The 12,228-nt window shown below is 68.0% G+C and carries 9 protein-coding genes, 1 tRNA gene and 1 pseudogene; 3 read left to right on the top strand and 8 right to left on the bottom strand.

Annotation, left to right across the window (positions count from 1 at the left end; genetic code table 11):
• A partial coding sequence (locus ELR45_RS42790; protein ID WP_420813903.1) for a winged helix-turn-helix transcriptional regulator occupies positions 1–152 on the bottom strand: 152 nt, incomplete at its 3' end.
• Positions 153–249: 97 nt separating this feature from the next.
• Here ELR45_RS42790 and ELR45_RS17680 point away from each other — a divergent pair.
• The 3 genes from ELR45_RS17680 (at position 250) to ELR45_RS17690 (ending at position 2,580) form a co-directional block, all read left to right on the top strand.
• A complete protein-coding gene (locus ELR45_RS17680) occupies positions 250–759 on the top strand; it encodes a pyridoxamine 5'-phosphate oxidase family protein (protein ID WP_205856791.1) in 510 nt (169 codons plus the stop codon).
• A gap of 63 nt (positions 760–822) precedes the next feature.
• Positions 823–1,176 (top strand): VOC family protein, encoded by a 354-nt coding sequence (locus ELR45_RS17685; RefSeq protein ID WP_129667550.1) that lies wholly within the window; start codon positions 823–825, stop codon positions 1,174–1,176.
• A gap of 684 nt (positions 1,177–1,860) precedes the next feature.
• Positions 1,861–2,580 carry a VOC family protein gene (locus tag ELR45_RS17690; protein WP_129667551.1) on the top strand — a complete coding sequence of 240 codons (720 nt, stop codon included), beginning with the start codon at positions 1,861–1,863 and terminating at the stop codon, positions 2,578–2,580.
• 82 nt (positions 2,581–2,662) lie between these two features.
• Here the strand turns inward: ELR45_RS17690 and ELR45_RS17695 are convergent.
• From ELR45_RS17695 to ELR45_RS38245, 7 genes and pseudogenes are all read right to left on the bottom strand, one after another.
• A tRNA-Met gene (locus ELR45_RS17695) sits at positions 2,663–2,736 on the bottom strand.
• A gap of 174 nt (positions 2,737–2,910) precedes the next feature.
• Positions 2,911–6,990 carry a ThuA domain-containing protein gene (locus ELR45_RS17700; protein ID WP_165367871.1) on the bottom strand — a complete coding sequence of 1,360 codons (4,080 nt, stop codon included), beginning with the start codon at positions 6,988–6,990 and terminating at the stop codon, positions 2,911–2,913.
• Between the two features lie 69 nt (positions 6,991–7,059).
• Entirely contained in the window at positions 7,060–7,959 is a 900-nt protein-coding gene (locus ELR45_RS17705) for a sugar phosphate isomerase/epimerase family protein (protein WP_129667553.1), read from the bottom strand.
• Between the two features lie 54 nt (positions 7,960–8,013).
• Complete coding sequence (locus ELR45_RS17710; RefSeq protein ID WP_205856792.1) at positions 8,014–9,198, bottom strand: polyprenyl synthetase family protein; 1,185 nt, start codon at positions 9,196–9,198, stop codon at positions 8,014–8,016.
• Positions 9,195–10,574: an alkaline phosphatase family protein gene (locus ELR45_RS17715; protein ID WP_129667554.1), complete on the bottom strand. Its 1,380-nt coding sequence runs from the start codon at positions 10,572–10,574 to the stop codon at positions 9,195–9,197. The genes ELR45_RS17710 and ELR45_RS17715 overlap by 4 nt, the downstream gene beginning before the upstream one ends.
• Positions 10,571–11,740, bottom strand: coding sequence for a metabolite traffic protein EboE (gene eboE, locus ELR45_RS17720; protein WP_129667555.1), 1,170 nt, complete (start codon positions 11,738–11,740; stop codon positions 10,571–10,573). Before eboE ends, ELR45_RS17715 begins: the two co-directional genes overlap by 4 nt.
• Positions 11,741–11,743: 3 nt before the next feature.
• Positions 11,744–12,228 (bottom strand): annotated as a pseudogene (locus ELR45_RS38245) (TatD family hydrolase); the annotation flags it as partial.

Here is a 12,228-nt window from a genome sequence, read left to right on the forward strand (position 1 = left end):
GTCGCGACGCCCAGGCTGCGCTGAAAGTCGCTGTAGCGGGTTGCACCCGCGAACAGGGCGTCGCGAACGATCAGAAGGCTCCAGCGTTCGCCGATCACCTCCAGGGCCCGTGCGATCGAACATACCTGTGAGTCGTAGGTCTTCCCCAACATGCAGCCAAGCCTACCGTGGGAGCTTGCATCATGAAAGCGACTCCGCTAATGTGACTTGCACGATGCAAGTCACATTGCGAAGAGGGAGGCACACACGATGACCGTCAGCCTGAGCACCCAGGACATTGCAGAGGTCATGAACAGGCCGTACTCGCGGGAGTTGCTGGCCTCGCCCATCCCCGCCCGGCTCGCCTACACCAGTCTCGATGGCGACCCGCGGGTCGTGCCGGTGGGGTACCACTGGGACGGAACCCACGTCACGGTCGCCAGCGCCGTGCGCTCGGCGAAGACCAAGGCGCTAAAGACCAACCCCAGGGTCGCTCTCACCATCGACAGCGAGGACTTCCCGCCGAAGGTGCTGTTGCTCCGCGGCACAGCGCAGGTCGAGGTCGTCGACGGCGTGCCTGACGTCTTCCTCTGGGCATCGAAGAGGCGCATGTCGGACGACCAGTGGCCCGATTGGAAAGCCGGCGTGCGCGCTCTTTACGACCAGATGGCGGTGATCACGATCACGCCGACGTGGGCTAAGCTGCTCGACTTCGAGACCACGATCCCTAAAGCCGAAGAGGACATCGTGCGGACCCGCAGCGGCACGCACAACGAGTAGACCAGTCGCTACCAGTGAACCCCACAGGCGCGCCATTCGCATACAACGACAAGGAGATCTGAAATGATCACACCGAAACCCGGCAGCATCCTTCTTGGCACCACCAAACCTACAGAACTGCGGGACTGGTACCGCAGGGCGCTTGCACCGGGCCATGAGGGTGAAGGCCCGATCGATCTCGGCGGCTTCCTGCTGGTCATTGAACAGCGTGACGACGTCGATGTGATGAACAACGAGCCCAGCCGGATGATCCTCAACTTCCACGTCGCCGACTTCGACGCCGTCGAGGCGCAACTAAAGGCGGCCGGCGTGGACTGGCTCACCCCCGTCGCCGATCGCCCCTCCGGCCGCTTCGGAACCTTCACAGACCCTGACGGGAACTACCTCCAGATCATCCAGTTCAAGCAGGACGCATAAGGGTCCGCGGGGATGACGGCCAGTGCTCGCACCGGCAGCAGGGTCACTCCCATCCGGCGTACTCGCGGTCGCGACCGCATCGCCGCCGTCGTGGCTGGATTAGGACGACTGGGGCACGAATACCGTGGTCGCGCCCGACGCTCAGGAGAGGGATCGCGTTCGCACCGCGCTGATCGACGCTGGTCTCTGGGGCCCGGAACTACGCATCTCTGACGACCTACCCGTCGTCTGGCTGATACGAGAAGGCATGGTCGTGAGCATTCTAGTACTCCCGATCGCTGCCCTGGTTGCCCTCACCTCGATGATCATCGGCGCGATCGCGCGGATCTACGCCCAACGAGAAAGCCTCATCGCTCGGAGCACTCGCGCTCGTACTTGCCGACCGGACCGCCCGGCCGGTGCTCGACCGAGTCAGCACCGACCTCTCCGAACGGGAGTAGAGACGACTCGGGACTGCGTTGCCTGATCAACCAGCAGGTCCGCGCGCAGACGGCACACCTTGTCGAAAGGGGCAGGCCCGTTCGGCGCTTTGTCGTCACGCCGGCCGAGGCGTGCTTGGTCGCGTGAGCGTCGAGCGTGACTGAGCTCTCCGCCGCGGCCGAGACGACGGTGACCCCTCGGCTGCCACAGACGTCGACCACTCCGGCGCCGGGCTCTGTCTGTGGCGGTGCCTAGGGTGGAGGCATGTACCTGGAGAACATCGTCTTCGACGCGCTCGATCCGTCCCGGCTCGGCCGATTCTGGGAGGCGGCCGTCGGCGCCGAGACGCTAACCGACAAGCCGGACGGCTTCGAGACTCGGCTCCGCCACCAGGGCGGACCGGATCTCGACCTCTGTTTCCAGCGTGTGCCCGAGCCGCCGTCCGAACCGCTCCGGTTCCACCTCGACTTGCGCGGCGGCGACCACCAGCAGGACACAGTCGGCCGGCTGCTCGGCCTCGGTGCCCGCCACCTCGATATCGGCCAGCACGACGTCCCGTGGGTGGTGCTCGGCGACGCGGAAGACAACCCCTTCTGCGTGATGGAGCACCGGGAGGTGTACGTCGACACCGGCCCGATCGCTGCGCTGCCGCTCGACTCCGCCGACCCGAGCCGTGACGGCGAACTCTGGGGGTGGCTTACCGGCTGGACGCCGGCGCCTGGGGCCGCTCCCGTCAGCCTGCGCCACCCCTCGCGGTGCGGGCCGCTGCTTGAGCTCTGCCCCGAACCGGGGCCCAAGGGCCCTGGGAAGAACCGGCTGCACCTCGACGTCCGGCTCGAGAGGGGCGACGACCCTGATCAGACTGCCCGCGGCATCGCCCAGCGTGGCGGGCGTGAGCTCGACCATGGGTGGGGCACGCTGCCGTGGCGGGTTTACGCCGACGGCTCGGGCAACGAATTCTGCGTACTGCCGGCCCGCAGCTGACCAGGGCCTCACCCAACGATGACCTGTTCGAATCCCCACAACCTTCTGGCCCGGCAATCCGTGGATTACCGGGCCAGATAAGTAGCGGGGGCAGGATTTGAACCTGCGACCTCTGGGTTATGAGCCCAGCGAGCTACCGAACTGCTCCACCCCGCGCCGCTGGCTGCCCATCGCTGGGCCGCCTCTACAAAACGCCTGGTCAGATGCGATAGTTCCGTTCCAACCATGTGCTGTTGTCGTCAGAACGATATCGCATCTCTCGAGCCGGGTCGAACCGGTGGCCCGAGAGTCTCCTCCCGGGCCACCCGAACTGCGATGTGACGAGCCGGATCAGCCGGCCGCCTTACCGCGGGCGACGTCGCTGCGGGCCGCGGCGCGGTTGATATCACCTGCCTCGCGCCGGGTGATGACGCCCTCATCCGCGAGCTGGTTGGTCACCTCACGGACGTGCCGAATGAACGCACCGTGGTTCTCCCACTCCTCGTCATCCAGGATGCGGTCGTTGACGGTGCATCCGTCTCCGACGTCGTAGTTCTGCACACCGCTGTCGACGTCACCGGCGAACACCGTCTCCCGCCGATCGGAGTCGGGGCACGCGGACACCTCCCCGGCGGTCAGCTCCATCCAGTTGACCCGCACCGGAGCATCCGGGAAGACCAGATGCAGCGGGAACGTGCCCTCGGTCTGGCTCAGGTCGAACGTGATGTTCTGCCAGGCCGCGGTGTCCTCGCCGATCACAATGGCCGCGTCGTTGCCTTGGTCTGAGGAGTCCACGGCCACCGGCCCGCCGTCCTCGTCGAACTGGTACCAGGCGAGGTTGCCGCCGCCGACGTCGCCGCCGCCCGGCTCGGCCACCAGGGACTGGATCTCGTCCTGCGTCAGGGCCCGGTCGAAGATGTTGAAGTCGTCGACCGCGCCGTTGAGCAGCGGATCCGCGGACCACTGCGACTCGCCGATCCAGTTCTGCGGGGTCTCCCCCAGATCGGACGGGCTCAGCGTCATGTTGGTGTTGGTTCCGATCGGCTCCCCGTCCAGATACAGCGTGCCGGTGGTACCGGACAGAGTGACGGCTACATGGTGCCAGCCGTCGGTCGGCAGTGGCTGCGAGCCGTCGATCTGCTGTTCGCCGGAACCGGTCGTGATCGCATACCGGAGGTTGTTGGACCCGCCGGCGCTGGGCGTGAGGAACATGTAGTTGCTCGTGTCCGAGCCGATGTCGAAGACCCGGGTCCACGTCTGGCCGCCGTCCCAGTCCACCCATGTGGAGATCGTGAAGTCCTCCACCTCGCTGACGATGCCTTGCGGCATCTCCACGTACTCCAGCGGGCTGTCACCATTGAGCCGCACGGCGCTGCCGAAGTCTTCCGGACCGGTGCTCCGTCCGACGTCGACCTGGCCTTCGATCTGTGCGGTGCCCAGCAGCTCACCGTCGGGCGTGTCCCGGTGCACCTCGACCGTGGCGTCGGTGGCCGCGGCCGCGCGCAGCGTCATCTCGCCGACGCCGTCGAGGTTGTAGGGCTCGTACGACGCCCACGCGCCGCCCTGTCCGGTGATGGCGTCGCCGCCGCCGGTGTCCGCGTCGTTGGCATCGCTGACACCGATGTCGGACGAGTCGCTGAAGTGTTCCGTCTCCTTCCGATGCTGCTGCAAGAAGTGGGTGACACCACCGGTCAGCTGCGGCGCCCCGGACTCGCCGCCAAGATCGGTGTAACTGGCGGTGACAGTCAGGGCGATGTCCGCGGCGTCACCGTGCTCGGCGTCGGACTGCGTGACCAGCACGCCTTCACACCCGCTCTGCATCTGGCCGGGATGGACGTGGGCGTTGCCACCCTCGTCGTGGAAGAGACCCTGCTGGACGGTCACCCGTTCGCAGTCGATATCGTCGCCCGAGCCGTCCTCCGCGTCGGAGACCGAGACCTGGTACGGGATCTCGTCTCCCCAGCCGAACACCTGCCCGTCGGCCGGCAGCTCGATCGTCACATCAGGACGGGTGTTCCCGGCGGTGATTGTCAGGTTCGAGCTGCTGGACCGTCCGGACGGGTCGCTGACCGTCAACCGCACCATGTATTCGCCGGTCTCGGTGAATGTGTGCGTCGGGTTCGGCTCGTCCGAGGTGGTTCCGTCGCCGAAGTCCCAGGAGTACGTGAGCTCGTCGCCGTCCGGGTCGTGGCTGCCGTCGCTGGAGAACGCCACCTCCAGTGGGGTAGCGCCCGAATCCAGGTCGGAGCCGGCCTGAGCGACCGGAGTACGGGCGCCCTTGGTGTAGTTGATCTTGTACAGGCCCGAGTCCGGGTTGACGTTCTCACCGGCATAGTTGAAGTCGATGCCCCATTCGATCAGGTACATCGCACCGTCGGGCCCGAACGCCATGTCATGCGGGCTACGGAACAACGTGTCCGGCATGAACTGCTCGAAGCTGTCGTAGTCGCCGGCCTCGTCCAGCCGGAGCATACCGATCCAGTTCCGCGACCACTCCATGACGAAGACCGCGTCGTCGTAGTACTCCGGGAACTGCCCGTCGCCCAGAAGATCCGCGTCATAGTGGTAAACGTCACCGGCGAACGCGGAGCGGCCGCCACCCGTGGGGATCTCCGGGAACTCCGGCGACTCACCGTACGGGTACCAGATGAACGCGTCCTGGGCGGGCGGCACCACATCCAGGCCTGTGTTGAACGGTGAGTCGTTGCGCGGCCCGTTCTCACAGTCGAAGAACTCGCCCGGCGTGCTGGTGGCGAAGTCCCACTCCCGGTACGCCTGGCTATCGGCGATGCAGTACGGCCAGCCGTAGTTGCCCGCCTCGCGGATCTGGTTCCACTCGTCGTAGCCGCGCGGGCCCCGATCGGGGTTGTCGCTGCCCGCATCGGGGCCGACCTCGCCCGCATAGACCCAGCCGGTCTCGTCGTCGACGGCGATCCGGAACGGATTGCGATGGCCCATGGTGTAGATCTCGGAGCGGGCGCCCTCCGTGCCCGGCTCGAACAGGTTTCCCTCCGGGATCGAGTACGTGCCGTCGTCCTCGGGCGTGATCCTGATGATCTTGCCGCGCAGGTCGTTCGTGTTGCCGGAGGTACGCCGTGCGTCGTAGGAACGCTTGGCGTCCTCGCTCTGGTACTCGTCGTAGATGCGTCCGTCGATCGGCGCGAAACCTTGAGACGCGAAATGGGCGGTGTCGTCGCCGGTGGAGATGAACAGGTTGCCGTCCGGGCCGAACGTCATCGAACCGGCCGAATGGCAGCACACCTCCCGCTGGTGCGGGATCTCCAGCAGGACTTCTTCAGACTCCATGTCAAGGCTGTCGCCGTCCAGGGTGAACCTGGAGACGTGCTGCACCTCAGGTGACGGCGCACTGTAGAACAGGTATATCCATTGGTTGCTCTCGAAGTCCGGGTCCAGTGCGATGCCGAGCAATCCGTTCTCGTTGCCCCGGTGCACCGGTATCTCCGCCGCCTCGTGCACCGCTCCGGTCTCCGGGTCGTAGATCTTGACGGTGCCGCCCAGCTCGACGTAGAAGACCCGCCCATCGGGAGCGACGGCCAGCTCCATCGGGTTGGCGGTGTTGTCGTCCAGCGCGACCTTCTCGAACGACGCCTCGGTGGGGAGGCCTTCCCGCGGTTCTCCGCAGTCGCCCTCGGCGACGCCGGCCGCCCACTGGATGCCGCCCAGGATGTGCTCGCGCAGCAGCGGCTCGTCGTAATGCTCAGGGTTGTGTCCCAGCGCCGTGTACCAGGTGCGGCCGCCGTCGAAGTTGGAGCACCAGGCGATCGGGTGGTCCTCACCCATCGCGTCCGCGCCCGGGTTGTACGTCGACTCGTCCAGGGTGGCCAGGACGTGGACCTTCTCCCGCGGGTTGGCGGTGAAGTTGTACCACTCGTCGGTGCGGACCCACTCGGCCGGCAGCTCGGCGGTGGACGGATGTGTCGGGTCCTCGATCCGCACGGTGGCTTCCTGGAACTGGTCCGCCCCGGAGGGGTGACTCTGGAAGAATGCGTCGCCCATCAGATCGGACCACCAGGGCCAGTCCGTCTTATCCATGTTGGACGACGAATGCAGCCCGACGAAACCGCCGTCGCGCTGGATATACCGCTCGAATGCGTTCCGCTGGTCGGTATCGAGTGTGTTCTCACCGTCGGTGTAGAACACGATCGCCTCGTACTCGGCCAGACCTTCGTCGGTGAAAACCGAGGCGTCCTGGGTTTCGGTCACCGAGAAGTCGTTATCCGACCCGAGTTGCTCGACAGCGGAGATCGCCGCCGATATCGAATCATGCCGGAATCCGGTCGTCTTGTGGAAGAACAGCACGTCGTACTCATGCTCGTCTGCCTGTGCAGAACTGAGGGTGACCGCTGGCAGAGTTGAAGCCAGGAAAGCCGTCACCACCGTGAACAGGATGGACCGATAACGTAGTCGCATAGTCCTCTCACCGTCGCTCGTTTCGGGTGGGAATCTTGAGAACATCGAGCAATCGTGCGTTGCGGAGAATCATGGTCGCTGGTCGGTGGCACCTCCCCCCTGCACAAGGCCGGTGAGGAAGGACAACCCATCGACGGCGATGGCATCCTGGCTGTGCGCCAGCGGACGCCAGATCGAGGTCGCCGCCGCGAGCGTCGCGTTCTCTGCGGTGAAGGATTCGATCACCAGTGGCCCCTGGTACCCCGCCGCATCGAGCGCCGCGACGAAGCCCGGCCAGTCGAGGTGGTCCGCGCCGGGAGCACCACGATCGTTCGCACAGACCTGCACGTGCGCGATCCGCCCGGCGGCCTTCCGGACGGCTGCCGGGATGTCCTGCTCCTCGATGTTCATGTGGTAGATATCCAGCGCGACGCCGCAGGCTTCGGTCGGCAGACCTTCCAGCGCCTCCAGCACCTGGTCGACGGTATTGATCATGCTCGTCTCGTATCGGTTGAGCGGTTCGACGGCCACCGTCACGCCGGCGCTCTTCGCGTGCTCGACCACCGGGGCAAGGCTGTCGCGAAGCTGCAGGTAACAGCCACGCCGCTCGGTGTCGGACATCCGCCACGTTCGCCCTACCGACGCATAGGCCGGACCGGCGACAACCGGCGACGAGACCCTGGCCGCCATGTCCACCACCCGCCGCAGGTAGTCACGAGTGGCAGCGACCGTCGCTCGATCGGCCGCCACCAGCTCACGCCCCGTTCCCATCGCCAGCACGATGGTGGCCGTCAGGCCGAGCGAGTCGAGCAACTTCGCGGTGCGGTCGGGATCCCAGTCGTCGACGTTCTCGACCGGAAGCTCGATCACGTCGAAGCCCCAACCCCGGATCCGTGGTGCCAGATCAGCGAGACGGTCATCGGTCAGGGGCGAGGTCCACACCCACGTGTTGACCCCCAACGTCCTGGTTGTCTTCGTCGGTCCTGCCATGCGATCTCCTTCCTTTCGCTTCATCCAAGGCAGGGCCCTCTAGCCCCGCCCGGGTCAGTGGTTTCTGCGAAGCGCCAGTTCCACCAGCAGCCGCAGCTCGTCGGCGGCGTCCGGATCCGGATCGGCTCGTTCCAGCGCGCCGAGCGCCAGGGTGGCGCGCCGCTCGGCCTCGACCTGTGCCCATCGCCGGCCGCCGGCCCGCTCGATGAGATCCGCCACCCGTGCCACCTCCGTGTCCGCCGGACGCTCACCATCCGCAGGCACGCCATCCGCAGGCACGCCATCCGCAGGCACGCCATCCGCAGGCACGCCATCCGCAGGACCGGTCCCCGTCGCCGCCCGGCAGCGACCGGCGTAGTGCTCGCTCAGCTCGGCGCTCGCCTCGTTCTCGGCGGTCAGCGCGGCGACGATCGGGAGGGTCATCTTCCGGCTGGTCACGTCCGCTCCGACCGGCTTGCCGGTGGATGCGGGGTCGCCCCAGATGCCGAGCAGGTCATCGGTGAGCTGGAACGCCACGCCTAGCTGGCAGCCGAACTCCCGATAAGACGTGGCGATGTCCGGGGCGGCTCCGGCGGCCATCGCGCCGAGCTGGCAGGCGCAGCCGAGCAACGCCCCGGTCTTGTCCTCCGCCATCGCCAGGCATCCGGGCAGATCGACCTGTTCGGTTCCGGCCTGCAGGGCCAGGTCGGTGGCCTGCCCGCGGCACAATCTGAGCAGGGCCTCGGCGAGGACTTCCGCCGCGCGCGGGCCGCTGACTGCGACCGTGTGCAGTGCGGCGCCGAGCAACGTGTCACCGGTGAGGATCGCGCGGCCGGTGCCGAAGACGGTCCATGCGGCGGGCCGGTGGCGCCGGGTGTGGTCGCCGTCCATGACGTCGTCGTGTAGCAGTGAGAAGTCGTGCAGCAGTTCCACGGCCACGGCCGCGGTGGTGACCGCCTCCGAGGTCCGCGGGCCGTCGCCGGCGGCGCGGGCGCAAGTGAGTGCGAGCGCGGGCCGCAACGCCTTCCCGGGACGGGTGCGGTGGTGTCCTTCGGCGTCCCACAGGCCGGCGTGGTAGCCGGCGATGATCCGGACGCTTTCCGGCAACCGGTCCAGTATTGCCCGCAGCTCCGGCTCGATCAGCCGCCGTACGTCGTCCAACAGCCGTTCAGCCGACGCGCGCGAATCCGGGCCGGCGGTCTCGCCCGGTGCAGGCCCGCCCGGATCCACCACGGTGCTGCCCCCGCGCGACCGGTTCACTGGGCAGTCACTGGCGCACCGGCCAGTTCCATGACGAGCCCATGCACATCGGTGGCATCGAAGCGTTCTCGTGCGACGCCGGGGTTCGAGCACAGCAGCACCGGGCCGTGCGCCGGATCGCCCGGCAACCGTCCGTGGCTGCCGCGCACAGGCGAGGGGTGGAGCGGCACGACGTTCATCGCATAGCGCAGGCCGAGCTTCTTACGGCTCAGGCCGGCCGCCGCACGCAGCTTCACCCAGGGATCGGCCGGGTTGAGGAAGAGCTCGGCCGGGTCGTATCCGGGCTTCTTGTGGATGTCGACGGCGCGGGCGAAGTCGGGTGCCCGGGCGTCGTCGAGCCAGTAGTAGTAGGTGAACCAGGCGTCCGGCTCGGCCACCAGGACCAGTTCTCCGGCGCGGGGATGGTCGAGTCCGTGCGCGGCCTTGCCGTCGGCGTCGAGCACCTCGGCCACGCCGGGCAGCGCGGTCACGAGGTCGCGCACCTGGTCCAGGTCGGCTGGATCACGCACGTAGACGTGCGCGATCTGATGGTCGGCGACCGCGAACGCCCGCGATGTCCATGGGTCGAGCAGTTCGCCGCTGGCGTTGGTATGCACATGCAGCAGCCCGGCCCGGCGCAGCGCCCGGTTGACGTCCACCGGCCGGTGCGCGGCGGTGATGCCGTACTCGCTGAGCGCGACGACGGTCACACCCTGGTCGTCGGCGTCGTCCAGCAGCGGTGTCAGCACCGCGTCCACGTCGCGGGCGGCGGCCACCGCCTGCGGGCTGTCCGGGCCGAACCGTTGCAGGTCGTAGTCGAGATGAGGCACGTAGGCGAGGGTGAGGTCGTGTTCGGGCAGCAGCATCCGGGTGGCCTCGACGATCCAGCGGGAGCTCTCGATAGATGCGGTGGGGCCCCAGTAGTGGAACAGCGGGAACGTGCCGAGCCGGTCGGTGAGGACGTCGTGCAGGGCGGATGGCCAGGTCCAGCAGTCCGGCGACTTGCGGCCGTCGGCGTGGTAGACCGGCCGCGGCGTGACGGTCGTATCGGTGCTGGAACCCATCGCGTACCACCAGCACACGTTGGCCACCCGGTAGCCGGGGCGGGTGCGCCGGATGGTCTCCCACACCTTCTCGCCCTGCACGAGCCGGTTGTGTTGCCGCCACAGCAGCACCTCACCCAGGTCGCGGAAGTACCAGCCGTTCCCGACGATCCCGTGCTCGCGGGGAAGGGTCCCGGTCAGGAAGGTGGACTGGGCCGAGCAGGTGACCGCCGGTAGCACCGTGCCCAGCTCGGCGGAGAACCCGTCGTCGGCGAGCTTGCTCAGCCGGGGCATGTGCGCCAGCAGCCGTGGGGTCAGCCCGACGACGTCGATGACCAGCAGCTTGTCCCTCACAGCGCCTCCATACCGATGCCGATCAGCCGTTCGGCGGCCCAGCTCAGCTCGGCCGCCAGCCCGTCCACCAGGCCGGCGACGTCCTCCGGTCGCCGTCCCTGCGGCAGCACGGACCAGGTGTAGGTCTCCACCTCGATGTGGTCGGTCACCGCCGACGGTCCGCCGAACAGCAGCCGCAGTGTCTGTTCCAGGTGGTCGTGGGTGCCGTCCAGCGGCTCGGCCGGACGCTGGTGCAGCGGCACATGGAAATGGACCCGCCACGGGCCGCGGCCGCGCAACGCGCGCCGGCCTTCCAGCGCCTCGGGCAGATCGTCCCGCCCGACGGTCCGGTCGCCGGCATGCTCGCGGGTCTGGTGCAGGAACCGGTCCTCGGCGTAGCGCGTCAGTTCCCGTCTGAGCGCGGGATCGGCCGGCGCGGCGGCATGCAGCGCCGCGGAGGCTTGGGTCTTGACCACCGGCAGGCCGGCGTCGGACAGGCGTCGCAACGCCGCTGCGGGGTCCTCGAACTGCACCGCGAGGTGGCATGTGTCCAGGCAGACGCCGATACGCTCGGTGTCCACCGCGGCGAGGCGCTCGGCGGCGTCTGTCGTGGTTTCCACGATGCAGCCGGGTTCCGGCTCCAGCCCGACCCGGACGCTCCGCCCGGTCTCCGCCTCCAGCTTGTCCAGCCCGTCGGCCAGCCGGGCCAGGTGGTCTTCGGCTTGGCGCTGCCGATCGGCGTACCACGGGCTGCGCCAGCCCAGCGGGAGCGTCGAGATGCTGCCGCGTTCCGCGTCGTCCGGCAGCAGGCGGGCCAGCACGGCCGCACAGTTCAGCGTGTACTCCAGCCGGGCCGGCTCGCACCAGTCCGGACGGTAGACCGCCTTCTTCACCTCGGGGTCGTGGAAGCCCGCGTACGGGAAGGCGTTGAGCGTGACCACCTCCAGCCCGTTGCCGGCCAGCGCGCTGCGCAGCCGCTGCAGGTCGGCGTCGTTGCCGGCAAGGTGTGTGGCCACTGGGGCCGGCAGCCACAGGCCCAGCCCGAGCCGGTCGACGCCGAGCCGGGACCGGACCCCGCCGCCGTAGGAGGACACCTGCTCCAGAAGCGCCTCGAGGTCCTCCGTGGGGTGGACGTTGGTGCAGTACGCGAGGTGGACGACGGTGCCGTCGGGATGCCGCATCCGCATGGCTCAGCCCTCCTCTCGCCCGGTCTGGCGCTGCCCACGCAGCACCGAGTTGCCTTCGAAGGTGGCTGTCTGGTCGGCACTGTCGTCGCCCGCGTCGTCGAGGAGCAGGCGACCGCTCTGCCCGTAGAAGGCGACCGGGTTGCGCCACAGCACACGGTCCACGTCGTTGTCGCCGAACCCGCCGTCGAGCATCGCTCGGCCGGTCTTGGCCGTCTTCAGCGGGTCGCTGCGGCCCCAGTCCGCGGCCGAGTTGACGATCATCTTCTCCAGGCCGTACTCACGCAGGAGGGCCACCATCCGCTGCTCGTCCATCTTGGTGTCCGGATAGATCGAGAAACCCATCCAGCACCCCGAGTCGGCGACCATCCGCACGGTCAGCTCGTTCAGGTGGTCCACCAGCACCCGTTCCGGCGGCAGCCCGGACTCGGAGACCAGCTCGAGCGTGCGCCGGGTGCCGGCGGCCTTGTCCCGGTGCGGGGTGTGCACCA

Origin of the sequence: Phytoactinopolyspora endophytica (genome assembly GCF_004138495.1) — a bacterium.
GTDB classification, from domain to species: Bacteria; Actinomycetota; Actinomycetes; order Jiangellales; family Jiangellaceae; genus Phytoactinopolyspora; species Phytoactinopolyspora endophytica.

What these genes read in the sequence shown, in the direction of transcription:
- ELR45_RS17700 (WP_165367871.1), bottom strand. Translation starts at nt 6,990, where the DNA reads ATGCGACTACGTTATCGGTCCATCCTGTTCACGGTGGTGACGGCTTTC.
- ELR45_RS17705 (WP_129667553.1), bottom strand. Translation starts at nt 7,959, where the DNA reads ATGGCAGGACCGACGAAGACAACCAGGACGTTGGGGGTCAACACGTGG.
- eboE (WP_129667555.1), bottom strand. Translation starts at nt 11,740, where the DNA reads ATGCGGATGCGGCATCCCGACGGCACCGTCGTCCACCTCGCGTACTGC.
- ELR45_RS17685 (WP_129667550.1), top strand. Translation starts at nt 823, where the DNA reads ATGATCACACCGAAACCCGGCAGCATCCTTCTTGGCACCACCAAACCT.
- ELR45_RS17690 (WP_129667551.1), top strand. Translation starts at nt 1,861, where the DNA reads ATGTACCTGGAGAACATCGTCTTCGACGCGCTCGATCCGTCCCGGCTC.
- ELR45_RS17680 (WP_205856791.1), top strand. Translation starts at nt 250, where the DNA reads ATGACCGTCAGCCTGAGCACCCAGGACATTGCAGAGGTCATGAACAGG.